The sequence below is a fragment of the Pedobacter sp. GR22-10 genome, assembly GCF_026239715.1.
Lineage (GTDB): Bacteria > Bacteroidota > Bacteroidia > Sphingobacteriales > Sphingobacteriaceae > Pedobacter.
This window is the reverse complement of the sequence record NZ_JAPIVR010000001.1, coordinates 631,205-657,819: the sequence shown is the minus strand read 5'-3', so window position 1 is coordinate 657,819 and position 26,615 is coordinate 631,205. Positions and strand designations below refer to the sequence as shown.

The 26,615-nt window shown below is 40.3% G+C and carries 22 protein-coding genes; 7 read left to right on the top strand and 15 right to left on the bottom strand.

The features are described from left to right. The first annotated feature begins 588 nt into the window (after positions 1-588). Both OQX64_RS02685 and OQX64_RS02680 read left to right on the top strand, forming a co-directional pair. A complete protein-coding gene (locus tag OQX64_RS02685; RefSeq protein ID WP_265817495.1) occupies positions 589-1,101 on the top strand; it encodes a hypothetical protein in 513 nt (170 codons plus the stop codon). A gap of 317 nt (positions 1,102-1,418) precedes the next feature. Next, a complete protein-coding gene (locus OQX64_RS02680) occupies positions 1,419-1,637 on the top strand; it encodes a DUF6965 family protein (protein ID WP_265817493.1) in 219 nt (72 codons plus the stop codon). A gap of 103 nt (positions 1,638-1,740) precedes the next feature. Here the strand turns inward: OQX64_RS02680 and OQX64_RS02675 are convergent, their stop codons facing one another. From OQX64_RS02675 to OQX64_RS02650, 6 genes are all read right to left on the bottom strand, one after another. Continuing rightward, entirely contained in the window at positions 1,741-2,385 is a 645-nt protein-coding gene (locus tag OQX64_RS02675; protein WP_265817492.1) for a hypothetical protein, read from the bottom strand. A 318-nt stretch (positions 2,386-2,703) separates the two neighbouring features. After that, positions 2,704-2,901 (bottom strand): hypothetical protein, encoded by a 198-nt coding sequence (locus OQX64_RS02670; RefSeq protein WP_265817491.1) that lies wholly within the window; start codon positions 2,899-2,901, stop codon positions 2,704-2,706. A 13-nt stretch (positions 2,902-2,914) separates the two neighbouring features. Then, positions 2,915-3,412: a hypothetical protein gene (locus tag OQX64_RS02665; RefSeq protein WP_265817490.1), complete on the bottom strand. Its 498-nt coding sequence runs from the start codon at positions 3,410-3,412 to the stop codon at positions 2,915-2,917. Between the two features lie 1,004 nt (positions 3,413-4,416). Beyond that, on the bottom strand, positions 4,417-4,932 hold the full coding sequence (locus OQX64_RS02660; RefSeq protein WP_265817489.1) for a hypothetical protein: 516 nt from the start codon (positions 4,930-4,932) through the stop codon (positions 4,417-4,419). Between the two features lie 250 nt (positions 4,933-5,182). Beyond that, positions 5,183-5,416 (bottom strand): lysozyme inhibitor LprI family protein, encoded by a 234-nt coding sequence (locus OQX64_RS02655; RefSeq protein ID WP_265817488.1) that lies wholly within the window; start codon positions 5,414-5,416, stop codon positions 5,183-5,185. Positions 5,417-5,659: 243 nt separating this feature from the next. Continuing rightward, positions 5,660-5,959: a hypothetical protein gene (locus OQX64_RS02650; RefSeq protein WP_265817487.1), complete on the bottom strand. Its 300-nt coding sequence runs from the start codon at positions 5,957-5,959 to the stop codon at positions 5,660-5,662. A 250-nt stretch (positions 5,960-6,209) separates the two neighbouring features. On the opposite strand from OQX64_RS02650, the gene OQX64_RS02645 reads away from it, so the two are divergent. Beyond that, positions 6,210-10,616, top strand: coding sequence for an ATP-binding protein (locus OQX64_RS02645; protein WP_265817486.1), 4,407 nt, complete (start codon positions 6,210-6,212; stop codon positions 10,614-10,616). A 124-nt stretch (positions 10,617-10,740) separates the two neighbouring features. Further along, positions 10,741-11,634 (top strand): restriction endonuclease, encoded by an 894-nt coding sequence (locus OQX64_RS02640; RefSeq protein ID WP_265817485.1) that lies wholly within the window; start codon positions 10,741-10,743, stop codon positions 11,632-11,634. Between the two features lie 2 nt (positions 11,635-11,636). On the opposite strand, the gene OQX64_RS02635 is transcribed toward OQX64_RS02640, so the two are convergent. Beyond that, the gene (locus tag OQX64_RS02635) at positions 11,637-12,848 is read right to left on the bottom strand and encodes a hypothetical protein (protein WP_265817484.1); all 1,212 of its coding nucleotides are present in this window, start codon (positions 12,846-12,848) and stop codon (positions 11,637-11,639) included. A gap of 263 nt (positions 12,849-13,111) precedes the next feature. Here OQX64_RS02635 and OQX64_RS22520 point away from each other — a divergent pair, with 263 nt between their 5' ends. Further along, entirely contained in the window at positions 13,112-13,363 is a 252-nt protein-coding gene (locus tag OQX64_RS22520) for a helix-turn-helix domain-containing protein (protein WP_416240463.1), read from the top strand. Positions 13,364-13,474: 111 nt separating this feature from the next. On the opposite strand, the gene OQX64_RS02630 is transcribed toward OQX64_RS22520, so the two are convergent. The 5 genes from OQX64_RS02630 to OQX64_RS02610 form a co-directional block, all read right to left on the bottom strand. Beyond that, complete coding sequence (locus OQX64_RS02630) at positions 13,475-16,003, bottom strand: S8 family peptidase (RefSeq protein WP_265817483.1); 2,529 nt, start codon at positions 16,001-16,003, stop codon at positions 13,475-13,477. Then, on the bottom strand, positions 15,972-16,985 hold the full coding sequence (locus OQX64_RS02625; protein WP_265817481.1) for an AAA family ATPase: 1,014 nt from the start codon (positions 16,983-16,985) through the stop codon (positions 15,972-15,974). Before OQX64_RS02625 ends, OQX64_RS02630 begins: the two co-directional genes overlap by 32 nt. Positions 16,986-17,328: 343 nt before the next feature. Continuing rightward, positions 17,329-17,541 carry a hypothetical protein gene (locus OQX64_RS02620; RefSeq protein ID WP_265817480.1) on the bottom strand — a complete coding sequence of 71 codons (213 nt, stop codon included), beginning with the start codon at positions 17,539-17,541 and terminating at the stop codon, positions 17,329-17,331. Between the two features lie 200 nt (positions 17,542-17,741). Beyond that, a complete protein-coding gene (locus tag OQX64_RS02615) occupies positions 17,742-18,437 on the bottom strand; it encodes an RloB family protein (RefSeq protein ID WP_265817479.1) in 696 nt (231 codons plus the stop codon). Continuing rightward, positions 18,430-19,647 carry an AAA family ATPase gene (locus OQX64_RS02610; RefSeq protein WP_265817477.1) on the bottom strand — a complete coding sequence of 406 codons (1,218 nt, stop codon included), beginning with the start codon at positions 19,645-19,647 and terminating at the stop codon, positions 18,430-18,432. The genes OQX64_RS02615 and OQX64_RS02610 overlap by 8 nt, the downstream gene beginning before the upstream one ends. 786 nt (positions 19,648-20,433) lie before the next feature. Between OQX64_RS02610 and OQX64_RS02605 the strand changes: the two genes are divergently transcribed. After that, positions 20,434-20,682, top strand: coding sequence for a hypothetical protein (locus OQX64_RS02605; protein WP_265817476.1), 249 nt, complete (start codon positions 20,434-20,436; stop codon positions 20,680-20,682). Between the two features lie 692 nt (positions 20,683-21,374). Here the strand turns inward: OQX64_RS02605 and OQX64_RS02600 are convergent. The 3 genes from OQX64_RS02600 to OQX64_RS02590 form a co-directional block, all read right to left on the bottom strand. Then, complete coding sequence (locus tag OQX64_RS02600; RefSeq protein WP_265817475.1) at positions 21,375-21,869, bottom strand: GNAT family N-acetyltransferase; 495 nt, start codon at positions 21,867-21,869, stop codon at positions 21,375-21,377. Continuing rightward, on the bottom strand, positions 21,832-22,146 hold the full coding sequence (locus OQX64_RS02595) for a DUF1778 domain-containing protein (protein WP_265817474.1): 315 nt from the start codon (positions 22,144-22,146) through the stop codon (positions 21,832-21,834). The genes OQX64_RS02600 and OQX64_RS02595 overlap by 38 nt, the downstream gene beginning before the upstream one ends. Positions 22,147-22,631: 485 nt before the next feature. After that, the gene (locus OQX64_RS02590; protein WP_265817473.1) at positions 22,632-22,889 is read right to left on the bottom strand and encodes a helix-turn-helix domain-containing protein; all 258 of its coding nucleotides are present in this window, start codon (positions 22,887-22,889) and stop codon (positions 22,632-22,634) included. 761 nt (positions 22,890-23,650) lie between these two features. On the opposite strand from OQX64_RS02590, the gene OQX64_RS02585 reads away from it, so the two are divergent. Continuing rightward, on the top strand, positions 23,651-26,614 hold the full coding sequence (locus OQX64_RS02585; protein ID WP_265817472.1) for a SusC/RagA family TonB-linked outer membrane protein: 2,964 nt from the start codon (positions 23,651-23,653) through the stop codon (positions 26,612-26,614). Position 26,615: the final 1 nt, after the last annotated feature.

Sequence of the window (26,615 nt, the reverse complement as noted above, 5' to 3'; positions counted from 1 at the left end):
TCAGGAGGAGGGCTGGGCAGGTTCTATTACCGCAATATATCCGGCAATAATTATAATGCCACCCCTTTTGCCACCAGCGGCTCAACAAGCAGCTGTAACACATTTACCAGTATTTCAGTGAGCTCGACCCCCTGCCAGGTTGGTGGCTCAAGTGCCAGCTTCTTATTTATTGCGACCGCAAACGTACCAGTCACCTGTTTACCGATAGATGATTATGTTTGGCTTTTTTTTCCCCTGGTCCTAGGCACTGTACTCGTAATAAGGTCACAGGAGCAAAAGAAGAGCGTAAACTGACCTCCTGAAAGGTCATCCCATTTACCGGGAAAGCCAGGTCATGGTTAAAACCTTCTTTAATAATGACCATAGTCTCTGGAGAATATCCCAGTTGATGGGTTTCGAGTGCCGCAAAGTTTTCAGGTTGAATGATAACAGACTGAAAAGCCTAGTAAGAACAGTCTCAAACATCATTACCCGGACAACCCGATTAGTCAAAGCTTATTCATCTTAAAAAAAATAAAAAAAAAGAAACCATTAATTACCTTTACCACAACAGCACCATACCACATTAACCATCCAACCCCACCAGCTATGATTTCTTATCAGTATTTTGTCTACGATCAAGGCTCCTATCTTTTAAAAAGCAAAAAACCAGGCGTAATCATACTGGGTGCATTTTTTGTTTTATTCGGCATGTTGTTTTTTACTTTAATTTTCAAAAGCCCGATCGGCGCCATTTTAGGCGGATCAGCCTTCTTCCTATTTGGATTTTTTTGTATCGCTGCAGCCTTTACAAAAGTCATTTTTAATAAAACAGCGCAAACCATTGAAAGAACCGGAACCCTGGCTTATTTAAATAAACATTATCATTTCAAAGACTTCATCAGCATCGAAACCGTCAGGATCTATACAAACTTTATTTACACCAGAACCGCAGTCAACTTAAGGTTCAAAAAAGCTGGATCGCCTGAGAAAACCGATCTGTTAACCATCGCATCACTTCGAACCAGCAAACAACTCGAACAGTTTATTCATGAATTTCATGAAATCACAGGCTTAAAAAACCAGGAAATCAAACAAGACATGGGCTTAATCCATCAGTAACCCGAGTTCAACCAGAAAACTTTAACATAAATTACGATCCGATCCTTTTTCACCCGCATGTTGAAGATGGCCCTTCGGGTTGACATATCAGGCATTCACCGTCTCCGCAACTGAAGCACCTTTTTCAATTACCCTTCCTGAAGCATCAGAAAGCATCAAACCAACCAATCAACCAAACCTGATTCTATATGAATCAACGCTAATCACCTGGAAAGTCCATCCAGTTTAATTTCTATCTTTTTTAAGGCTATGCATAAAGCTTAAACAGTCGTTAAAACCATTGATTTGATTTATCTTTGAACCTTAAATATCACGAAATGACAGCAGAAGAAGTGAATAAATTAGAAGAATGGTTTAGCAATGCCCCGCGGCCACAAATGCCAGTATATTTAAATGCTGCTGTAATGGTTACCGACTATGACCTGTTCCTCGAATCCCATTTTGTTCCTTTGAGAACCTATCCGGACACTAAAATCAATAAGCCGATCATTTACCGATTAGCGCAGATGAAGCTCATCATTGAAAGCAACATTTAGTATTTCCAAATTAAACTTTTACTTAAAACTATGGTGAAAATAAATGAACAGAGACATTAGCCAGCAACTGAAAAAGTGAGGTTTTCAGGTTACGTTTCCTGGATTAGCCGGCAAATAATATTTTATCAAACTTTAGGTATTTATCATCGTTGATTTTGAAGAAATAAATGATCGCATGCTCGGTCTCACTAATTGCATTTCCTTTTTCATCCAATTCCCCCGAAAATACTACTGAAAGCTGAAGCATTGCAGTCGGCTTATCGAAATTTGCAACCATATGATAGCTCTCAAGTTTACCTTTGATATCATCAGTAACAGATTCATTTGTTTTATATAGTTTGTCGAGATCTACCCTACCAATGCTTTTAATAAATGGCGCATTAAAAAGCGATGTGCAATGATCCTTAAAGTCATCTTCTGTAAATATTTCCTTATACTCCTTCGGCTTTTTATCTTCCTCCACGCCATCATAAACGGCTGACCAAATCTGAGTTGTATCATCCACAAGCGGAAAGTTAAAATAGGTCTTCATTTTTTCTAAATCACCTTTAGATACCGCTGTGCGAAGATTTTTCAGATCATCAATCCATGTGTTGGTCAAACCATAGCCAGCCTCAGTCTTTCCTTCAATTTTGGCCTCTGGCTGATTAGTGGATTGTCGCTCTTGATTAGATTTCCTGACACATGAAGACAATGATATCATTATAGCCCCTGTAAGCAATAACGTAAGTTTATAATTTAATTTCATCACGAAATGGGATATACTCCAATAAGTTATTCGAAGATAATGAAACTTTATAAAGAATATTGTAGCGTATAATAATTAGCATCACTAAACGACCTAAAACCCTTTCAAAACAACGAACTTATTATAACAATGCTTGGCCTAGCGATACTAACAAAGAAACCGTTCCAATCACTTCCCCCTTATTAAACCTTATTCCTTCCTGAATATTCATGTCAGCCTATAGATCATCGAAATTATCTTGTTTGGAAACCACAACATCAGGACTGATATATGGATAATAATTCCCATTTCGATCGCTTTCATAACCTGTGGTCAATGCTAAAACAGCATCAAAGGGCAAAGGAAAAGAAACATTGCCTGTAGTAAATCCAGCCGTATGCCCACCGATAAAATCGTATTCGGCATGCCCCTAAAAGCAAGCGCAGTAACCTCTCCTGAACTTCCCGTAAATATCCCGGTGATCAGCGCCACTCTTTCCTGGTCAAGTAATATACCACTTGGATATGGGCGCGCCATTCTTTTTATGAAATTAATTTTGTTGAGTTTTATAGGACTTTAAGGCAATTGAACGCAAGTGTATAGTTTGCATGAACATAGCTAATCCTCCTATAATCGGTAATGGGAGTAGTTTGACATGATTGATGCCGGTTAAAATACATAGTGACACCCATCCAATCCCTAAGACCATCAGAAAAAACAGACCATTTTTAGTTGCCATAAAAGTCGGTTGTATTGAAATCGTATCCTGACCATAGACTATATTGTAATTTTTAATATAATTCAGAAAATAATCCAGGACATGAGCTTCTCCTGGAGATTTATATTCAAAATTAAATGATTTTTTCTTTCCATTTTTAAAATATAAAACGAGGTATGGATTACCATACCCCTCTTCATACTTATACTTCAATACGTTTTGAAATCTAATCTCATATTTACAATTTTCTTTTAAAGATTGTCCATCATATGAAATAACAATAGACTCGTCTGAAAATTCAAAGATTGTTTGCCTTGAAAACCTTGTCATTAGATACCTTTTCCCTATGATTGGCAATAAAAGGAAAATTGCACATCCTGTCCAGAGAATGAATAAGGCATGAAAGTACCAAAAAAGGAAAGTGGAGAGTAGCATACCAAAGACAATATAGCTATTCATAAAGAGCACATATCGCTTAAAAATTAACACTTTAGCGCTGACCAACATATTTTCCATTAAAATAAAAATTTGTTACATGAATGATAACCGCCAGCAACTGATATTGCGTCGTTAACCGCGTCCTATTTAACCACCTCCGAACCCACCAGCCCCTGGCATACTAGGATGTTGGATTTACTTCTTATATCGTAGGGAAAACACGAATAGCATTCGGACTCCCTGGAAATCTAGGTCCAGCCGTACCTATCGAACTTCCACTACCTGCCATGACGGATCTCATTTCTTCTTGAGTGAGCTCATTTTAGATAGTCTTAAAGCTCATTTTCTTAATTTTCATGTATTCGTCTAAAGAGCATATAATATTTTGATGATGGCGCAAAAGAGGTCAAATTTTGACGACAAATCAAATATAAATCCGATTTGGTATATTAATAATTGTAATTAGTTAGGCTTCAACCGAATAATTTTTATCCTTATTTGTAATAACGATTTCACCGATTTTGTAGCATTAAATGAAATAAATTTAAAAGTATTTAGATAGACAAACTTTTCCTAATTGTATCCAAATGATTGGAACAAATCATCATAATGATTCAAACCCTTCCTTATACTTACTTTAAAAGAAAATACAGTTCAAAAACCTGCGGTAATTTCAGCCAAAATATTGACTATTTCTGATAAAGCACTTGTAGTAGATGCGATCACCGATAGGGATTACCAACTCCATTTTCAGAATCAAAATGAAAAATTGATGACCCTAAGCGTGAAGAATCAGCTTAGGGTTATAACCTAGGCGCCAGATTTAGCCGATGGAAAGATACTCATCGTTGGATCACCCCGGTGATGAAGCCGAATCGAAAGTAACATCTCTCATCTTATTTGCAATAGTAAGCCTCAAAGTGCCCTTTAAAATCAATATTATGTTCCGGCCATTTCACATTAACCTGGCCGCTCACCTTATCCCCTGTGATGGAACTGATGGTGATAATGGTTTGTTCTGAAGAGAATAATGAACCATTCTGACCGCTAGGATCGCCCGGATCATTAACCAGGATATAGGTATCATTGCCAGAAAAAGTGCCTACCTTTTTGGGCACCGTCAGGCGTATCGAAAAATCACTCAATGGCGAGCTACAGTTTTTGGCCCCATCTCCTGCCAGGTATATACTGAACAGATCTTCGGGGCGATAGTTGTTCATACCAAATTTTGTATAACGCTCCAGCGTCACTTTCGCCGTAAAAGGCGATCCGTATAGCTTTCCTGTAACTACCGTCGGCACATCTACCTCGGGTTGGGGTTGATCTTCCTTTTTCTTACAGCAGGTGAATATACTGATCAGGAAGATCACACAAAAGAATCGTCTTAGGAGCTGATAAAAAGTCATTGTCATTGGTGTTAGGTAAAAGTATAGGGAGTTGATAGGATTGATTAATGCATCATTAAAAGACCGGGATGTGCTACGATTTCATCCTGACCGAGCCCAGGCAAACTTCACCTTCTTCGATTCCCGTAACCCATACACTTAAAAATTTAATCCGGTCCCTGGTCAGCGTTTCCAGGTATATCGATTCGCACATGGGTTCCACCGAACCATAGGTTCCGCTGTTGGGGTATTTAGCGGCCAGTTCTGCATCACGAAGCTAGATCCAGAGCCGCTGAGCATTCCTGAATTTTTTAATAAAAGTAGTTTCCCTGGAATAGCTTTTCAGGATCTTTTGGTACACGCCATTTAGTTCCGCATCTGCCTTTTTATAGTCCGAATAGGCCTTCATATTCATGGCAGTTTGTGACTGTGCAAAAGTCGGAGCGATAAAGAGCATCGTCATGACGACAAAAGCCAACAGGAAAATCGGGGATTGGTACAGGTTTCTCATGGATTTGATTACGGACATTCCCAATCAAAACCACAGAAAGATCCTTTTGTTTGAGCAATTTGTTTACCATGCCTGGCCATATCAATGCATTTGACCCCTCACGCCAATTTACAAATACGCAGCCAATCAAAAACTTACAACAAATCTATTCCTGGTGAGACGGGCCAATTTATCCCCGTTTATCCACATATTTAGAAGCTATTGATTTTTCAGTTGTGCTTTCCGATGGCAATGATTCCCAGGTTAACATTTCTGTTTGAATATCACCAAAGGAAACAAGACAGGAATGCTGGTACGATAGTTTTCAATAAAACGCATTAAAAATGATGTCTTTTTATCAGATAAGAAATCAGACAAACTGAGTGTCTTACTCAGGTTTTTTACCTGGATTGCAAACAATAAATCATTGTTATCGTCCAAAATATCCAGGTCTTCGATACCCTCCAGTCGGAAATAATAATTTTTATCCTGATTGGACAGGATAAAATACAATGAATATAAGAATTGGGTGCGGCAACCCATGAGCGCGCTGATTGCTGACATATAAACTAAAACCTAAAAGTAGTAAAAATAGCATGTTTTGTTTCCCTCGTTATTCACATCATCCTACCGGGAATATTATGCTGAAAGCTGATTTATCTCGTTATCTTGCTTCTCATTGATAGTTGCACTCAACCCTTCAAGCGGTATCAAATTCATTAAAACCCTTCTTGTTTCTTGCAACTTTTAGTCGAATTACTCAATAGTTATCAAATTAAGTATCTTAGCGGTACAGCGCTTTAAAAAGTTATTCATGTTAAACTGGAATAAATTACAACCCTACGGAACCTCTAAAGAAAAAAGTTTTGAACAGCTTTGCTATCAGATTGCTAATATACTTTATGAAAATGACAACAACAGGATTACCCCTATTGAAGACCGTGGAGGGGGTGATGGAATTGAATTTTACTTAACTGAGGCTTCAGGACAGGAATGGGGATGGCAAGCTAAGTATTACGAAGGAAGCCCCAGACTAAATGAGCATAACCGAAAAGCAAGTATTATCGGTTCTTTGAAGAGAGCACTAGAGGTACATCCAGCTTTAGTGAAATGGTATCTGTGCATCCCCATGGATTTCACACCAGCTGAACAAAAATGGTTTGATGAAACGCTTCCCACACATATCCCTGATGGTCGCATCGTCAAATTGGTACCGTGGAACCAGTCCCATATTCATAAAATGCTGAACAAACCTGAATGTTATGGTCTCCGCAATGCATTCTTCAATGACCTGGAACTGAGCCCAGACTGGTTTCAAAATGCTTTTGATAACTCCTTTACACTTGTTAAAAATAAGTTCGACGAACTGCTCTACATCCCTGACGAAGAATTTGAATACTGGTATTTAAATCCTGTTCTGTGCAACGATGGTTTCCGGCATCGGATAAGTGCTTATCCAAGGCAGATTCAAAAATTATTTTATAAGCAGCTTCAAAAATTTAAAAGCCTAGAATATACCGCTAAGGAATTTAGGAGCGTCATGGATATCTATAGGTTTGAAATGTCTGGTTTTAACGACCTATACCTGGAAATAAAACCAACATTGGATGCCCTAATGGAACTTTGTTTTCCCAATAATATCAAATCACAGCTCTCAGCGGATTTTGACGATAGTGTCAGAAAACTACAGGAATTCTGCAATGACGGAATGGAAAAAATCAGGCCAGAGATGGCTGCTATCTTCGATGGTGTTACTGACGAGGAAGTTTTAAAAAGACGAAACAATGCCTACTCGGAATTGTCGTCCCATCATTCTGAATGTAAAAAAATTATCGAGGAGATAAAGTACTTTATTCGGGACGCCCGCATTCCATTGAAACGACAACTTGCACATTACCTTGGTGGAGGTGGAGCGGGTAAAACCAACCTGTGCGTCGCAATTGCCAAATCTTATCTTGAAAAAAAACAACCAGTTATTTTTCTACCTGCCGTTAAACTTAGTGGAGATACCCCATTGCAAGATCAGATCTTAAAGATATTTGATATTTTGTCAATATATACTTTTGCCGATTTTCTGGACACCATCAATGCGCTGGGAAAAATATATAATCTTCGCATCCCCATCATTATTGATGGGCTAAATGAAGCCATTACGGCAAGTGGCATTCTAAACCCCAAGTTAAATCAGGATCTGCCAGCCATTGAAAACGAAATAAAAAAAAGAAACAACCTTGTACTGATCACTACTTGCCGGGCTACCTATCAGGAAGCCATATGGCCTGGTACGAGCAAGCTACAGGACAAAAGATTCATTCCGTTACACGGTTTCAGCAATTACGATGAGATTAAAAAACTAGTGAGGAATTACTTTGACCAGTATAAAATACAAGCAGAACTTTCATTTATTTCCCTCAAGCAGTTTTCAAAACCTATTTATCTCAAAATTTATTGTGAAACAGCTAATCCGCAGCGCAGCACGCTAAAAGAGGTTACCTTGGGCCACGATTCCATTTATTCAATCTTTGAAAGTTTCATCGAAATCTGTGATAAGCAAGTATATCATAAACTTGTAAATTGGGGAAAGCCCCCCATAAGTACATACAAAAAGGCTGCTTCAAAAATCCTGCTTGAAATCGGTGAATTTCTTTGGAACAATCCAAAAAGGGCAATCCTTTTACAGGACATTATTGCTCTGGCTGATCCTGATGGATTTACAGACTTTAACAAGAGTGTAACCAATGCACTTTTGCAGGAAGAACTATTGTTCATGAGGGATTATCAGAGCGGTCAGGAATACATATATCTTACTTATGACCTCATGAGCGGCTATTTTATAGGAAAATACCTATTGGAAAGTGCGCCCGATTTTAACGCGCTTTTGAAAAGCGAACAGCTAGAAATGATTACCAGTCATGAACACCTGGCACTATATCCGCATCATGATGATATTGTTGATTGTTTATGTGCCTTGCTGCCCATACATAAGCAGATCTTTGTGCATGATCTGATTGCAGATGAACAACAGACCGAACTCTGGAAACAATTATTTAGCAGCTCTATTAAGGCAACGATTTTGCTATCCCCACAATACATTCCTGAGCGTCAGGTGCAGTACATTTCTGAACTGATTACAGATCAAAAAAATCTGATTTCTATTTTCACTATGTCTGAAGACGTGCTCTTTGTTACAGATCACCCCTTTAATTTCAGTTTTTTTGAAAAAACACTGAGACCAATGGCAATGAATGAAAGAGATATTAGCTGGACTCAGTACATTCTGGATAAGGGTCCAAAGGGACAGAAAGAATTGCTGGCGGAATTTATGCGCTTGCAGGCGAAAGAATCCCATTCCACTGAGCAAAGAAAAAAAACAGCATTGGTTGCCAGTTATCTAATGTGGACACTGACCACGACCGATGAAAACCAGAAATATGAAATTTCTACGGGATTGTTTCATTTTGGGCATAAATATCCTGAAGATTTTTTTGAGCTGGTATATAGTTCCCTGACCATTAATGATCCAACCATCAAAGCCACGATGCTAATGATCGGTTATAATCTGGTGCTAACACTTTCCAGAAACCGCGTTGGTCAACCTGGGCAGTTATTCGACGATATTGTTCAGCAATTACAAAAGAGCATCTTTGATAAAGATTCTGCTTTGTCTACAAATCACATTCTTTCCAGGGAATATGCTTATATGATATTACAGGCCATATCCCGTAAAAACCCCAATCTGATCAACGCTTATACTCTGACAAATATTAAAAAAAGCTTTAGAACCCTCGGTGTAACAAGCTGGGAGGTGGCTCCAGACAAAAATAAAGGTCAATACCGCGAAGGCAATTCCTTGTTTCATTTTCATTTTGAAAAGGAAAACATGTATGCCTTATGTCCCAAAGCAGATCAGTATAAACCCAGTCCTTTGTATAAAAAGCGTCTTGGTAACTTACGATGGAGGGCTTATCAGTTAGGCTATGACTTTGAAAAATTCGGTGAATCTGATAAAAATATTGCAAGGCGCCAAGGTTATGCTGGAGACTATGAAAAAATCAAACGTTTCGCGGACAAATACGTATACATTGCTTATCAGGAGCTCTGCGGCTATTTAAAAGATAGAGGCAAACTTAACGATTCCGTAGATGACGGATATATCCGGCTCGAAATGCCCAGCTTTGAAGCAAAAGCAGCTGAACTGAGATCAGAAACGGCATTGCCTAAAAGCCCCTATTTGGACATTGATTACATCTACGAAGACAAAAGCCTACGCCAATGGTGCAGCGATGATTCCATCCCGAAGTATCAACATCTGCTAAACACCGGGCAGTTCTTGAATAAAAAAGGGAACTGGGTCTTGCTCCGAGGCAAAATTACCCAGTATAAACCAGATCAGGAACGTAAGTTTTATCTCACGATTAACGCTGTATTGGTAAAAGCTCGGAACTTAAAGCTGATGACCAAGCATTTTAGTGAAAACCAAGGCCCCGTAACCTCGATCCCATTTATTTCCAATATCCATGATGCGGAAATACCTGATAGCGATATAATTCCTCAAAATGAATTTTTAGACTGGACATATACAGCTGGAACAACGCCTTATACGCAAAGGACACACAAAAGCACTTTCTTCCGTGATGGCATTCCATTAAGTAAAAAAGAAACCCAAAAATTAAAGCAACTGATTGAAAAGCAAACAGGCATATACGACTATTCATTTGAGTACATCGAAAACTTCCCACAAATCATTATTATGATGAAAAAAGAGGGAACAGAAAAGTTATTGACACCTGAAGAAGTCATCAGACAGGCTGGCCTTGAGGAGCGCATTGAAATCATCGAGGAAGTAAAATACGCCAATGACCGCAAAAACATCAAAGTGTTTCATCCGGTAACCAGCTTCATGAACGAAATCCATCTTTGTAAAAACATTATTGATTTTGCAGGCTTGGAAAGAACCAGCTTTAGTAAAGACCTCTATGATGTAAACGAAGAACTAGCAAGTTTCAACCATACATACGAAAGTTCTAAAGACAACGATGAAGCTTTTACATATATCCGCAAAGATATACTTGATGCTTACCTGAACAATCACGGGCTTAAAATGGTATATATTGTATGGGGCGAACGCGACTATTGGGCGCATGAGGACAACTGGGCAAAAATGGATCGAATGAACAGGCACAGGACTTCTAAAAATATTTACGACTTTTTAATTTATTGACAAAGTGCCTAATCCAAACCCTATACCCGGTCCAAAAGAAAAATTATTGAATCTTCAACTAAAGAGATACATTTATAAGCAGAAATGTTAAAATTATAGCACTATTTTTCATTAAAAAATTGAAATGATAGATTTTAAGGAAATAGCCTCTGGGGAGAATTGGGAATTATTCACAAGAGATTTTTTTCAACAAGAAGGATTTTTTATAGAATCTACGCCTGACCGCGGTCCAGACGGAGGCAAAGACATTTTGTTATCTGAAATCATCAAGGGCAAAATAGGCCAATATAAATTTACATGGCTTGTCAGCTGTAAACATAAAGCCACAAGCAAAAGGGCTGTCAATGAGATTGACGAACAAAATATTCTGGAACGGGTTGCCAGTTTCAAAGCAGATGGCTTTATAGGAATGTATTCAACTGTACCAAGCTCAGGACTCGGAAACAGACTTAAACAATTAAAAGAAAATGGACTGCTTAAGGATTTCAGAGTCTATGACCACAAGTCGATTGAAAATATCTTACTAGGTGTGGGCTATTCAAAATTAATGCTCAGATATCTACCAAAATCCTACCAACAGGTTAAGCCATTACATTCTATATTCTTAGATTATGAACCCCTGGAATGTGCCGGATGCGGAAAGGATTTATTGATTGCAATGACAAAAGAGAATTTATATGCGAATGTAATCTTAGTGACCAAAGGCTCTCCAAGGCATATTGTAGATGTTTATGCTGCGTGTACAGCTTGTGACACTTTACTTCAGAAAAAGTATCTGGCTAATGAAATGGATCCATTCAGTTGGTACAGCTTGAACGATCTAATGAACCCCGCGATATTTATACAATACTTTACTACTATGGTTAATCAGATTAGAAGTGGCAGCCACACCTATGAAGATGAGGCTTTTGACAAAGAAAAAGTGATTTTTCTCAAAATGGCACAAAAGGTAATGCGAGAGATGACTGAACTCGATAGAAAGAGACACAACTTGCTTTCAATATATAAACTTATATAAGGTTAAGGTTTTGGAAAATGAAAAAGCATAACTTCTATTTGAATGATCTTTCTAGAATCGTCGGGTAAACTGAATTCATAGCTTAGTGAATGATCATACGTATCTTTAACATAACGGTAAAAATGCGGGTGATCTTTGATCGATTCTTTAACAGTTTCGACAACTTCCATAAATTCTTTTTGGTCTACAAACATCATCAATGCTGTCTTGGAATCCCTATGCGTTAGATAACCCAAGAGTTGGTTTATAGCTAAAAGGAAGCTTTTTTGACCTTTCCAGAATTTGCATTCTGCAACAAAAAGATTTGAGCCGTCTTTTGCATACTTGAGCAAAATATCCGTCTTTCCTTTTTTATTAAATGCCTCTCCTACTCCAGAGGCTGCCTCATATCTGCTTTCTAAAAAGAGCAGAAAAACGTCACGAAGATCTTCTTCATACTTACCCAAATATAGCGAAGGCTTTCTTTCGATTGATCTACCTGAGTTGTAGAGCACTTCTTTTATATCTTTGTACACCTGATCCTGTAAGACCGGAATCGCTTCTCTTTTTACTCCTGAAGTCGTATCGGAAACAGGAATAGGAATTACTTTTTTTGTAACCGTTGGAGGAATAAGATGTTCACCAGAAGCGGGATTCACCTTTAGACCGATCTTTTCCATAAAATCAAACTTTTGAGAAACTACCCCCTTTCTGGATTGAAGAGAGCTTTCGACCAAATTTTCCAACCCATTATTCCATGGACTAATTTCCGAATGTATGATTGGGAGATTGCATTTTAAAGTTCCTAGAACAGTATTCAGCTCTGCTTGATACTTTTCTGGCTCAAGTTTTTCTAGGGTAATTTTTACCGAAATACTATCGCTACCGATAGACGCATTTTTATCTAAATAAACGACAGTAGACCTCGAAGGAGAGCAATAAAAAAGATTTTTATTTCCTTTAAATGGGATTACTACTGAAATTTCGAATACCTTCTGCTCGTAAGTTTCATTCCAGCGATTAGTCATTTTTCTAGTGGTCTCAATAGGTTGCGATGGTTGCGGCTCCATAATTTCAATAGGCTCGATCGTGTATTCTTTGACGAGCCTCTGCACCATAGCTGGCATATTCGTAGACTCTGTAATCTCCAATTTATCTATATGTTTTAAGCATTCCTTTCTATAGTTCGCGACATATTCGCTTAAAAAGTATTTATTGAACAGGTTCCCCATCATGAGCGTAAAATTAAAACACACTAATATAAGATATTTATGCAAATGTTAACTCCATTTAATTGTGACCTATCAGACTGATTTTTTAAGAGATAAATATTAAGCGAAATATTATGGTAAGTGAATGAATTAACTCAGAATACGTAATTTTCTGTTATAAATGTTAGTAAAAAATTACCGCGAAGAATGATCTTAAAAAACATAGGTGACATTAATATCGACGATTTTTAAGACTTAGTCGCTAATGGGGTTAGGAAGGTAAGACCATCGAATATAAACAGGATATCCCGTTATCCAATGACCAGGATAAACGAGAGTTTTTATACGATGTATCTTCTTTTGCGAATGCTGGTGCGGGCGATTTGATTGTTGGGATTACAGAGGACGGAGCAACAGGACTATCCAATGGATGTCCAGGGGTAGAAATCGACAATACCAATGAATTTACCAGAAAGATAGAGAACCTGCTACGGGATGGTATCGCTCCCGGATTGTTGGAATCAGATTGGAGTCTTTAAGGTCGATCACACACACAATTCTACTGATCAGGATGCCTAAAAGCTGGAATGCTCTCCATCAGGTTATATTTAAAGGTGCAGTATCTTCTGTTGACATCACCTTCAACTGCTTTACAACAACAAATCCAACTCAATCTGGTTAAGGACGGGTGTCATCAGATCGACATCCACATTTGCAGTCTCCAGAGTGACCAGCAGGCTATACCTGACTATCGAATCCGTTTTCCCTAGCTTCTTGCGGCTCCTGTACCACCCGGGTTTTGGATAAATGGCGATCTTGTTGCGTACGGCCATATCAGCTCCCGACATCGTTACAAAATCTTTTTTCACTGACCCTCTTGAACGAACACGCTTGATCGACCACCGTTCCTCTGTATTGTCCACTTGGTCTTCGTCGAGCTCGGCCGCTTTGGAAATCCGCCGCTTAAACTGATCCAGGGTTTCACGTTCCTTTATTACCGCAAATTCCAAAGCATGCGAATGATAATGAAAATTGTTTACATAACGTTTGTTCTTACTGCCTGGGTTGGGTTCAATAAAGTAGGATAAAGTGACCTTTAGGGTGACATCCTGATCAAAAAGTTCTCCTGAGAGCACCTCATCCGGCCATGGAAGATCAAACAGGTGGTATTCCTTGCTCTTCCCCGATGACTTTTCTAAATGATAGGGCTGAATCTCCCGCTCGGCAATTAATGTCAGGCTATTGCTTGCACTGTAAAGTGCATCATCCAGGACAGGAACGCCATATCCAACAGATCTAAGTAAAAGTTTCCTATCAGCTTCATTGAGTTCATTAAAATCCCGGTTCCCAAGCATATTTGCTGTCCAGTCAGCCGAATGAACCATCAGAGCCCGTATGGTCTCCGGCCAGAAACTGGGGTATGCGGTCCTTAACTGAGCGGCCATTTTAGCTGCAAGTCCGGCGGCACCGCTGGTATCTCCGAATGGTAGAAAGGTATACTTCGGATACTCTTTATCAGCTGTCAACAACTTTAGACTATAGTGATCAGACACTGCCACACCGTCAGTACTGCAATTTCCGCCTTCCATCACAATGTCCGGTTTAATTGGCCACTGGCTTTCCCATAATGTGGAAGTTGAATTACTTGGAGCCATTCCGCCATTGGGCGCAAGATGGATATAACCTGTTGTGGGATCAATTCGGTCTTTTCGGGTATAGCTACCAACGGTAACAGCATTATAGGCCTGAGCAGGATCATGTACTGACTCCATCATGTTTAAGTTGGGATAGTCTTCGTGGTTCACAGAAACAACGTTTCCGCTGCTCACTATGATCAGTTGCGGCGCAGTAGGATCTAAGGCAGAACCAAATGCAATCTTATCCAAGGCTGCAGACCAGGCAGAAGGGCGGCCCTTAAAAGCAAAATCTTTGTCCGTAATCGTTAAACAGAATACCCTTGGGTTAGCAGGACGGTCGACAAAAGGTGTACTGGCCGCGTACTCAGTAACGGCACCATAAAGTTCGGGATCATTGGGATCAGAGAGGTTAATGATCTTAAAAGACTCCAGTCCGTGCGTGATCCTAATCCTTCCCCTTTCGGCAAGTACATCAACCATATCGCCATAGAGTGCAAGTCCTGCAACCCCGGTACCGTGTCCACCATTTGGCCAATCGTCACCAGAGCCCCAATCATCTGGTTTATAAGAATATAAGCGCTCATCGGGTAGAAAACTGCTAATCAAGGGATGTAGATTGTTGACGCCACTATCCAAAAGGCAGATTAATACCGAATTTTCATCCAGCGCCATATCGGTACGGCCGATAAGTTCCTCCATCCACTGCGCGTTATCTTCATATTCCTGATCCTTATGACAGATGAAATCAGCCGTTTCCTGAGGCTTACGAATTTCTGAGAGATTGTCCAACAGCATCAATGAACCTGAAAGTTGCTCGGCTGTTCCCTTTACCAGCCTTACCCGGTGCTCTGCAAAAACCAGCTCTGAGGATCCGATCAAAACCCCTGCTGCAGCCAGGTTTTCCAGTACCCTTGCGATCCTGAACTGATCATTTCCGGTTTTACGGAACCAAACCTCCCACCACACAACAGCACCCTCATCCGGAAAGGGAAACTCAGGCTCATCCGCCCAGAAAGATTTAAGGGTCGCAGACCGAATATTTTCAATATTGGTAAAAAGCGAGTAATAGCTTGGCCTTCCAGTATCCTGCCCGCGGTAACGGCCATTCCTAGTCAAATAATCCTGCACCTTATCGATAAACATGCCCACGCCACCTTCAGTCATCATCAGGGTAATGCAATACCTGTATTCCAGCCCATCCTCAGTTTCCCGAAATTCCTCCCTGATGTTGAGTATCTGAAAAAGCGGATCGTCCCGGTCCTGATCCATGTTTTTATAGTCCAATTGAAATCCCCATTCTGAGATAAAATCTACATAAATGGCATCATCACGAACGATCCCTTCGGGCAAGTCGACATCGGCAGGGATACCAAACCGTTGCCTGATGGCCTCGAGTTGGTCAAGAATTCGGTTTCCGTGTAAATTTCTGTTTCTCTGGGCAAGTTCGAGGCCACTTCCAAAAGGGGTTCGTGGGTAAACATAGTCCAGGCTCTGGGCAAAGCCCTCGAGTTTAATGTGTCTTTTGGGATTCTGTCTGGCCATATTTGAGAGGTGCTTTTTTAGATAACGATTTTTGTATTTCTAAAGAATCCAGTTTCATTGAACCAGACAAAATCATTTCCTTAATAGCCTCTTCACATGCCTTAGTAATATCCGAATAATTCAGCCCGACAGCCAGTTCGGCTATCTTCGCATAATTCGGTTTCTTTGAAAATGAGTACCCTTTTGTTGCTTTTTTTATTGTATCACTTACCTCCTGCAGGTCGGGCAGCGGATAACTTACCACGTCATCAAATCTGCGAAATAAGGCCCTATCAAGACTTTCCGGAAGGTTTGTTGCCGCCACGATGATACTGTTGCTTTGATCTTTTTCAATGTTGATCAGAAAACTGTTAAGTACCCTTTTGATCTCACCAATATCCTGCCCCCTGTCCCTGTGCGAACCAATAGAGTCAAACTCATCGAACAGGTAAACCGCCCTGTGATCTTCCATGGCATCAAAGATCATCCTCAGCTTTGCAATGGACTCACCGAGGTATTTGGACATCAATCCATCCAATCTGATAATATATACAGATAAACCCAGCTCACCGGCAATGGCTTGTGCAGTCATCGTTTTTCCTGTCCCTGGAAGTCCGGTAAGCAGCAGTTTTCTTCTTGGGGAAAGATTGTGTTTCTTCAGCAGCTCCCAATTTTTTTGTTCATGGATCAGCTTGGTTAACGCCTCTTTCACAGTAGGTGCCAGTACCATGTCACGAAGGTCTATCCGCGGATTAAAGACCTCGATCAGCTCTTTCAATTCCCGTTTAGGCGCGGAGATGGAAACAGTTTTCGGTGATTCTAAAAATGCAACAGACTTGTCTTTTTTTGCCTTTTCGATTAATTGCTTAAGCTCTTGGGCGACCATAGTATGGCCCTGCCGCGCCTCAGAAGCCGCAATCTGCATAGCAGTAGCGAAGAAACGATGTTCATCGTCCTCCGCGTAAGATTTAATAAGGCTCTTGATTTGATCTGCTGCTGCCATTTTGCAAAAGTATACATTTTTTAGCTGGCGTTAATATCAAAAGCGCCAAATCTTTAGTCCTATAATATCGTGAATTAATTCTGTATTATCTGCTGTTGCTACACCCTTGTTACATCGGATGCATGGCATACGATAATAAATAGTTCATCGGAGCTATCTGAAATTATAAATCTACCTCGTGATTTTTTCAAGCACCGTAAATTCCTCAGAAAGAAACCGAGTTGCAAGTTTTCTTAAACCTTTTAGCTTTTGGAGGAGGAACAGCGGGAAAGCTAAATGGCAACATCCTTTTTGCTCGACATCATTCCGACTCCATTAGTTATACCAAAAACTCGCTCACTATTTATTTAGGAATGTTGGTCGTTTTAGCTGAATCATATTTTGCCGAGACATTGGAGAGTGTAACCTTTCCATTTATTTTCTCTACCCCCATAATGATGTAGCGGTCTTTTTCTGTGTCGGCATCAGTAAAGGCCAGCATATTTTTGATCATATCCTCCTTATTCTGTTCGTTATACTCCTCTCTTTTAAAATCAAGTTTACTGGTTGAGTTCAATCTTCTCCCTCAATAAAATGTCCGTTCTTAGATGCGAAATTTTTATTGAATATTGTTTACGAAAGTGACGAAGAACCCGATACAGCGAAACAGCGTGGTCGCTAGCGCTGGAATTGCCACATTTGTGATTCTTAGGCTCAAATGTCTAAAAGATCCCGGCCCACAACATTTCTATTCGTGAAAATTTGCAATCAATTGCTTTAAAAAGCATTTATTTCATCCCAGACTTTTTCAGGGTTTTGAAGTTCTTCGATTAGATGATGAACCCTTGTGGATGGATTATGGGTTGCGTATTTGTTATCAGAGAAGTTTTTAATCAGTTTCTCAGCCCATTGAGATGCTTGCTTCTGATTGCCATGAAGCAACAGAAAAGAATGCATATTGGGATCATTTTTTTTGTATTTATATTTTTTTCCTGTAATTCGTTCAACTTCCCTTTCCAGAAAACCCTGATAGTTTTTTCTATCCATACTATGATTAACATATTGAAAGTGAAGAAGAAACCACAGTTCGAATGCTTCATTTGTCCATGCCGTTTTGAATCCATTATTCAAAGCATTTTGGATGGCATTATTGAAGTTTTTATCAGAGAAACTATCCTTATCGAATACTACCCATACCCTATCATATTTAACTGTACTATTTTTACGGTATTTTTCAGCATACTCAACAAGGCTATTGGTATTTCTTGCAGCCCCTTCGATATCCATAGTAACCTCAACAGCGCCCCTAGGCAAGGACTTACTCAGTTGATTAAAATAATTAGGTTCAGTTTTCTCGCCTTCGCATACGATTAAAAAATATAGACGCCTAATCCTCGTCTCCACTCCACGCATTTTCTCCCTGCGTGCAAATTGCTTTTTTATTGCATTATCAATTTTGATTATTCTAGCCATTCTTGACAAGTTCGGAAAAATTACCTAAGAACGGGATTGCACCATATCTACCCTGGATATAGTCTTTTTCAAAACTTCGATCTTTTCTAACTTTCTTTTGATCTTCTAATTTATATTCAACTAAAGAATATAAATCCGAAGCTTCAAACTGGTCTTTTTCAGCGAAATAGATCTGATCTCTTCTGAAGCCCCCATGTGTTAACAGATTGGTATCATGGGTTGCAAAGATTAATTGACCATTATTGGGATTAGTTTTCGGATCATTAAAAAGCTTCACAATCTTTTGCGTGATCAGTGGATGGAGTTTTGCATCAAGCTCATCGATTACAACAACCTCTCCCAGAAATAGTCCAAACCAAATGTGAACGGACAAATCAAAAAGTTTGTTGGTCCCTGATGATTCCTGGGAAATCAACGAAAATTCCACATCATCAATATGATTGTTGTTTTCATCATACTTTTTATGATAGGTTACCATAGTTCCGTCTTTAGAGTTTTCCTGATCTCCTTCAAATTTAATATGGCCGAAACCTAAGTTAAACTCCTCAAGGAAATAGGTGAGATGTTCTCGATAATTAGGGTCGCTGATAAAACTGAGACTCATATATCTGGAGTTCTCATGTTTTATACCTGATACGATGTTATGCTCCCCAAACCATTTTAATATAGTCGTCGCAATTTCGACATTAAACTGGTCCGCAACAGAGAGAAATAGAGCATTGCTCCTAGTTCTCATCTCCAATCCAATACCCCCGGGAAATGATGTAGAAATATCGATATCATCCCCAACCCGAACAAATAATTCTTCCTCGTTATCCTTAATACATTGAAACAGCCATTCTGAGTAAACCTTGGAATCGTCTACTTCGAAACCATATCGGTATCTTATACCCTCAATAAGGAATAAGACTTCGAAGTGAGAAGGTTGATTTTCTGTTGCTGTACTCAACAAGAAAGGAACCACCTTAATTTTATCAGTTGAGCCCTTCTTAGCAGAATCCTTCACAATTTCATACATGTTAATCAAAGCATTAATGAAATTACTTTTACCGCTTGAATTTGCACCGTAGATCACAGCACTTCTTAATATCTTGTAGCCCGCTTGTTCGACAACATTATGCTGAAATTCAGTAATTGCCGCAGCCTCTAAACTGAGTGTTTTCTTTTCTTTAAAGGAAAGAAAATTACCAACTGTAAATTCGATTAACATATATCCCACGTGAGAAAATTACTCACTTTGTTTGAGCAAATGTAGTAATATAACAGGAAAGGCCATCATAAAGTGAGAAAAAAACTCATTTATTATAACTCTCGATTTACACTCTAAATGAGTTCGCTTTAAAATAGCATTACTTGTGCCCGTAATTACAAATTACGTAGTAACATCGGCAGAATAGGATATATATTAAGCGGGACTATTTTCAGATACAACGAATTGTATATCATACCTCATTTTGTATATTTCAACGGAAATGATTACTTCCTACTTTTATGAAAATAATCATTTAGGCATTTATTATATCCAACAAGCCTCTGGAAAATCAGAAAGCATTCACCACATCTCGCAAAAAGACAATAACCCCAGCAGACTTGAGACAGGACAAAACTAAAATCATCATTTCAAAATCTTTTTATACACCTTGTCCGCATAAGCGTCGCCCGTCTGCTGCACAGCAGCAGTGGGCGACCCGCGGTTTTCGCAGGCTAAAGAAACGGCCACTCAAAAAACTCAATCAGATAAAGTTCTAAGGGTTTACCCCCGACAGAAAATTTTGGAATTATTATACGAAAGCACATTTACCTCCCATTTATTGAAATAGTGGACGCGATAAATTTTAAGCAAACAGATAAAACACACGCAATGCCACCAATATCAGTGTGGACATCTTTAGATTGCATAGGAAGAAACTGATTCCACAGTCCGATATTTAGCAAATACCATCATTACCCGAATAATTAATTATATTTATCTTCAATCAGCATAAGATCAAACATTATGGCAAAGAATCAGAAAACAACATCTCCCGAGGTTGCATCAAAGGCATCTGAGATATTAAGAAATCCAAACTCTTCAACAATTGCAAAGGAACTTGCAGGATCTGCATTATCACAGAGAACAAAAGGCAACCAGACCGGAAGCATAATGGAGGAAAAAGCATCGAAGGTACTCACCAGTGACAAATACAGCAAAGACACCAAAGAAATGGCTGCGTCTGTTTTATCGCAATCCAATAAGGATAGGTAAATTACGCATTTGATCACCATCGGACTTTCTATAAGTAAATGAATATTGAACATAAAATCTTGATAACCAAATAAGGCGCACTGCTCAAACCGCATGAAAATTTCTACATAATACTATTTTATAAAAAGTTAATGCTTCCAATATTTTCACAATCTCCCAATAATTGGAAAGAACTACAAAAAAAAGTCGCCAAAGTTTTCTCGGACATGGGATTCGATACCGATATAGAAAAGGATATCAACACTGTTTGTGGAAAGGTAAATGTAGAAATTGCCTCTACCTACGGTATTTCCTATGTTCATATTTTGATACGCTATTAAGAAAGAGCTAAGATAAGCATGCTTTTTTACATTTGCTTCGGCAAGTTACTAGCAGTTTATTAACAAATGGCGTAGATTTTAGATGTTTAGCACCTTGCATTTGTAAGTATGATGTACAAGGAAAATCGTGATCTGAGGTTTGCAGGATGAATTAGCGGCATCTACCAGAATTTAAGTCTGAATTCAGTTACTTACTCTTATCTACAGTCCAAGAGTGTATACTATTATGAAATTTCACTGAGCCTTTGCTAAACCATATATAGAAAAGCTCGTCTTCGCTACAATGAGAGTTTTAGAAAAAATTGAGTAGAACTGATTCGTTTAAATGATTAAAAAAGAGGGCCTACTCAATATTTTCAAGAGGCTCTTTTGTTATAATTTACGAATAGTGTCCATCGCAATGAACATCTTGCTAGTGTCCGGTAACCTGATAAAACCGTACTTTTCATAAAATAGTGAAACGATTTCATCTATTGGATCTACCACAACTGCCAAAGATCCCAGTTGGTCAGACAATCCCAAACAATTCTCCAATGCATCCATTAACAGGTTTGCGCCGTAGCCCTTTCCTTTTGCCGCCTTATCGACCGCGAGTCTACCTAACAATATAGTTGGCAGATCCCGGTAGCTTTCAGGGAGTTTCAGAATCAATTCGCTTGGCATATCTTCCCTAGGGATGGAACTGCTAGATAGAGTGTAGAACCCTACAACTTTATTGTCATCATCTGCAAGAACATAGCATGCTGAGAGATTTCTCCTCACATCCTGTGAAGCCTGTTTTGTAATATAGTTGTCCAGCAAAGGAGTTTCACTGTCGAATTTATCCTTTTTATGTAACTTCTGTAATAATTCTATTTTTATTGCCATTCTCGTCTTTAAATTTATTGTAATTTAATCGAGCTTGCTTAAGTGCCGCATTTGGCTCCCGTGGGTTTAAAATGGCATCTAAAAATACTCTCTTATCCTCAATCGTATTAAGGATAGTATTTGTATCCTTGATGATCTTATGGGCCTGGGCCTGAATATGGTAAACAATAAATTCGGACAGGCTTTTAAATCCACTTAGTTCAGAAGCGTACTTAATCAACTCTTTTTGTTCCTTGCTAATGCGAACATCAATTCTATCGTCGATTGTAATTGCCATGTTTTATTTAATTATCTTGAGTATGTATGTATGTATGTATGTATGTATGTATGTATAATTGAGATTTTTATTTTGCTTTCTTTTCTGTTTATATATTATTTAAATGTGTGTTTGAATATGATTATATACTTGCTTAATAAGACCTTATATTATTGATTAATAGCTATTTAATGATATATTTTTTTGTGGACTGAGCCTCGGTGTTTTGATTTCTGATTTTTTATTTATTGTTTTTAATTTATTCGATAGTGACCACATCTAAATGATCCCATTCGCATTAGCAAGACAAATGTACGGAAAATATACGTACAAAATAATTTTTAACTTTTTTTTATCCTCTTTATTTGGTAGAGTAAATTACTAAGTGATCAGATAATTACTTAGTAATTCATTTTAATTGCACGCACAACCAGCAATATATTAGCGTATATGTCATCGTGAATGTGAATTCATTCGCAAAATCAAAAACATTTGTGTCAAAATGTTCAACAATTTTTAGAGTCATCTTCAAGGTCTGAAAAGTTTAATAACTCATCAACCGTGACATCTAATGCTTTCGCAATAAGTAGAAGATTAAATGCAGTTGGATTCGCTCCTTTCAATTCATATGTATTAACGATTTGCTTATCTTTAAAACCAATTTTTATAGCTAGGGCAGATTGAGTTAGCCCAGCTTTTTGTCTTAAATTCTTTATCCTATTTGCCAGCTTGGTTTTAAATTCAGTTATTTCTGTTTTTTCCATGCAGCAAACTGTAGAATATCGAGAAAAATTAAGTCAATATTTATATTGACTTACAATAAAAAAGTTTTATATTTGACTTAGTAAATAGGTATTAATAAGAGTCTTGCAACTACAAAATCTCAGGCCGTTGAAGCAAGACAGCAGTTTAATACCCATATCTATGTGTAGATGTATATCTTTGTACATCGAAATAGATGTGGGGCTGCTGTAAATCCATGTCAACGTAAGGCCTGAGAAACTTTCATGTAGTTATGGTCTGCAGCCTCACATGTATTGTGAAGAGCTTTTCCAACCAAGACTCGTAACCATACGAGCAATGAGAAAACAGACAATCAACCAGTACACCGAACCATCCTCTACGGATCGATCCTGCCCTGCTTGTTACTTTTCCCTGCCCGACACTCAACACCACATCAAATCGTCCCTATCCTCCTGTCCCTTTGACCGGCTCTACGCCCTGAAACCCAAAAATCCCGTCTAGCATACCAAACAGCCTGCCTTAAAGAAAAACAGGTTCTTTAATTCATGGTAAAAGGCAGGATTTCTTTACGCTCACTTAACCATTCCAACATCACGCTCAAACCAACTCCAAATGAAAAATCCGCATAACAAATTCTTTACCCTCATCATCTGCCCCCCAGAGTGAACATCCTAACCAGCTAAAGCCAGACTAAAGAAACACCATCCGCAGCCTAGCCAAAAGCGCATCCCCAAAGCCGCTCACCCAGCGACCTCTTTCCGATTTATCAAAATAAACCCACATGAAAAAAATAACGATATTCATTGTGCTGGCCACGCTTTGCCTGATCCCAAAGCTCCAGGCACAAACACCCCTGCCACTCAGCGGACAACTCCACACACCTAACGGAACACCCTTGAACGGCGCAACGCTAGTGATTCAAGACACCAAACTCCGCACCACCACCGATGAATCCGGAAACTTCAATTTCGCTAATGCTCCAGCAGCAGGCACATTAAGCGTCAGCTATACCGGCTATATCGCTCAAAACATCCCTTTTAATGCACAAAACCGGAACCTCAGACTCCTATTGAACAGCAAAGAAAATGCCCTCGAAGAAGTCCAGATCAACGCCGGATACTATAGCGTCAAAGACAAAGTCAGAACCGGAAGCATCGCCAAAGTCAGCGCCGCCACCTTATCCCGCCAACCCGTCAGCAATCCACTCGCCGCCCTGCAGGGAAGAGTAGCAGGCCTGGTCATCACCCAGCGAAACGGCCTGCCCGGCTCAGAATTCAACGTCCAGATCAGAGGCAGAGGCTCCATCCAGTCCGGCACCTCCCCGTTATACCTGGTCAACGGCGTACCCTTCATTTCCGAAAGCCTCGCCCAAAACAGCTCCCTGGGTGCCAATAGCCCCTTAAACAGCATCAACCCCAACGACATCGAAAGCATCGAAGTCCTTAAAGACGCCGATGCCACCGCCATCTACGGCTCCAGAGGCGCAAACGGCGTGATCCTGATCACCACCAAAAAAGGAAAAGCCGGCGCCACCACCGCCGATATTAACCTCTCCAGGGGTTTTGGACAAATCACCCGCGCGGTAGAGCTGATGAACACCACAGAATTCCTCGCCATGAGAAAAGAAGCCTTCGCCAACGACAAAACCAGTCCAACCCTTGCCAACGCACCAGACCTGCTTGCCTGGGACAATAACCGCTACACCGATTATAAAGACCTGTTAATCGGCGGCACCGCCCGCAGCCAAAACGCGCAGCTCAGGCTCTCCGGCGGCAGCCCCCAGACCAGCTATTCCTTTAGCGCCAATTACTATAAAGAAACCACCGTTTACCCTGGAGCGGACAACCTGCAAAGAAAAGATGCCAGCCTCAACCTCAGCCACCATTCTTTAGACAACCGGTTTAACCTCAACCTCACCACCAGTTACGGCATCAATACCACCGCTTTGAGTAATATTGAACTCTCAGGCGCCTTAAGCCTGGCGCCCAATTCCCCGAACCTATATGATGCCAGCGGAAAACTCAACTGGAGCGAACACGGGATTTCCTTTGCCAACCCCCTGGCCAAAACACTGGAAACCAATAGATTTAAAACCGACCGGTTCAGCTCAAACGCCGTGATCGGCTATCAGCTGCTCAAAAATTTGGAACTCAAAACCACCGCCGGATTTAATTCCATCGCCGTCAACCAGTACAGCAATGTTCCCATCCGTGCCCAGAACCCGGCTACTGCGCCCACCGGACAGGCCAGTTTTGCAGACAACCTGAACCAGACCTGGATCGTAGAGCCGCAAATCAATTATTCGCTCTCGCCCACCCCTGCCGGAAAACTCTCCGTGCTGCTCGGCGCCAGCTGGCAAGGCTCCACCAATACCGGATCTATGGTGCGGGGAACAGGCTATACCAGTGACCTGCTACTGGGCTCGATAGAAGCCGCAGCCACCAAAGTACCCGCCAACACCTTTGGGGAATACCAGTACCAGGCGGTATTTGCCCGGTTAAACTATAACTTAAAAGACCGCTACCTGCTCAACCTCACCGCCAGAAGAGACGGATCTTCCCGATTTGGTTCAGGCAGGCAATTTGCCAACTTCGGCGCAGTTGGTGCCGCCTGGGTATTTTCGCAGGAAAAGTTCCTGAAAGCGATCCCTTTTTTAAGTTTTGGAAAAATCCGCGCCAGTTACGGCATCACCGGAAATGACCAGATCAACAATTACCAGTACCTGGACAGCTATATCGCTACCCTTCCCTATGGCGGCCAAACCGGACTGATCCCCAATAAACTCTTTAACGAAAATTACGGGTGGGAAGAAAACCGTAAAACAGAGGCCGCTATTGAACTCGGCTTTTTCAAAGACCGGATTCGCCTCAATGCCGGATGGTTCAACAATATCTCTTCCAACCAGCTGGTGTCTTACTCCCTGTCCGCGCAAACCGGTTTCCCTTCCATTCTGCAGAACCTGGATGCCAAGATCCAAAACCGGGGACTGGAATTTGATTTAAGCAGCACCAACGTAAAAACAAAAGATTTCAGCTGGTCGACCTCCGCCAATTTAAGCCTTACTAAAAACAAACTACTGGCTTTTCCTGGCCTGGAGCGGTCCAGTTATGCCAGCACCTACGTCATCGGCCAGCCCTTGAGCCTGATCCGGGGATACCATTACACCGGCATTAATCCAGCAACCGGCGCTTACCAGTTTGAAGACAGGAATGGCGATGGGCTTATTAATTCCGCAGATTTTTACAACATCGGAACCAAAGACCCCTCGTTTTACGGCGGAATAGAAAACACCTTCCAGTACAAGTCCATCTCACTGAACATCTTTTTTCAGTTCGTCAGACAAAAGGGAACTGATGTGGTTTTTGGCTCTTATAACCTCATCGGCTCATCGGTCAATGCACCCAAAGCGCTATTAGACCGCTGGACCCCTGAAAATCCAACAGCTAAATACCAGGCCTATTCCCAGTCCAGTTCCGGCCCAGTGAGCCAGGCGAGACTGATGATCCCCACCTCTGATGCGGCCCTGGTGGATGCTTCTTTCATTCGCCTTAAAAACCTCGCGCTTTCTTATCAGCTGCCGAAAGCGCTCATTCAACGGGCCCACCTGAAAACCGCCAGGATCTATATCCAGGGACAGAACCTGCTTACTTTTAGCCCTTACCTGAATCTAGATCCCGAGAGTCAAAACATCAGCGCCTTGCCACCCTTAAAGCTGTTTAGCCTCGGCCTGCAAATCACCTTATAAT

Coding starts and splice junctions, on each gene's coding strand:
- OQX64_RS02590 (WP_265817473.1), bottom strand. CDS start 22,889: ATGGAAAAAACAGAAATAACTGAATTTAAAACCAAGCTGGCAAATAGG.
- OQX64_RS02635 (WP_265817484.1), bottom strand. CDS start 12,848: ATGATGGGGAACCTGTTCAATAAATACTTTTTAAGCGAATATGTCGCG.
- OQX64_RS02680 (WP_265817493.1), top strand. CDS start 1,419: ATGACAGCAGAAGAAGTGAATAAATTAGAAGAATGGTTTAGCAATGCC.
- OQX64_RS02585 (WP_265817472.1), top strand. CDS start 23,651: ATGAAAAAAATAACGATATTCATTGTGCTGGCCACGCTTTGCCTGATC.
- OQX64_RS02595 (WP_265817474.1), bottom strand. CDS start 22,146: ATGGCAATTACAATCGACGATAGAATTGATGTTCGCATTAGCAAGGAA.
- OQX64_RS02625 (WP_265817481.1), bottom strand. CDS start 16,985: ATGGCAGCAGCAGATCAAATCAAGAGCCTTATTAAATCTTACGCGGAG.
- OQX64_RS02650 (WP_265817487.1), bottom strand. CDS start 5,959: ATGTCAGCAATCAGCGCGCTCATGGGTTGCCGCACCCAATTCTTATAT.
- OQX64_RS02655 (WP_265817488.1), bottom strand. CDS start 5,416: ATGAGAAACCTGTACCAATCCCCGATTTTCCTGTTGGCTTTTGTCGTC.
- OQX64_RS02605 (WP_265817476.1), top strand. CDS start 20,434: ATGGCAAAGAATCAGAAAACAACATCTCCCGAGGTTGCATCAAAGGCA.
- OQX64_RS02685 (WP_265817495.1), top strand. CDS start 589: ATGATTTCTTATCAGTATTTTGTCTACGATCAAGGCTCCTATCTTTTA.
- OQX64_RS02665 (WP_265817490.1), bottom strand. CDS start 3,412: ATGACAAGGTTTTCAAGGCAAACAATCTTTGAATTTTCAGACGAGTCT.
- OQX64_RS02640 (WP_265817485.1), top strand. CDS start 10,741: ATGATAGATTTTAAGGAAATAGCCTCTGGGGAGAATTGGGAATTATTC.
- OQX64_RS02630 (WP_265817483.1), bottom strand. CDS start 16,003: ATGGCCAGACAGAATCCCAAAAGACACATTAAACTCGAGGGCTTTGCC.
- OQX64_RS02615 (WP_265817479.1), bottom strand. CDS start 18,437: ATGGCTAGAATAATCAAAATTGATAATGCAATAAAAAAGCAATTTGCA.
- OQX64_RS02670 (WP_265817491.1), bottom strand. CDS start 2,901: ATGGCGCGCCCATATCCAAGTGGTATATTACTTGACCAGGAAAGAGTG.
- OQX64_RS02645 (WP_265817486.1), top strand. CDS start 6,210: ATGTTAAACTGGAATAAATTACAACCCTACGGAACCTCTAAAGAAAAA.
- OQX64_RS02660 (WP_265817489.1), bottom strand. CDS start 4,932: ATGACAATGACTTTTTATCAGCTCCTAAGACGATTCTTTTGTGTGATC.
- OQX64_RS02610 (WP_265817477.1), bottom strand. CDS start 19,647: ATGTTAATCGAATTTACAGTTGGTAATTTTCTTTCCTTTAAAGAAAAG.
- OQX64_RS02675 (WP_265817492.1), bottom strand. CDS start 2,385: ATGAAATTAAATTATAAACTTACGTTATTGCTTACAGGGGCTATAATG.
- OQX64_RS02600 (WP_265817475.1), bottom strand. CDS start 21,869: ATGGCAATAAAAATAGAATTATTACAGAAGTTACATAAAAAGGATAAA.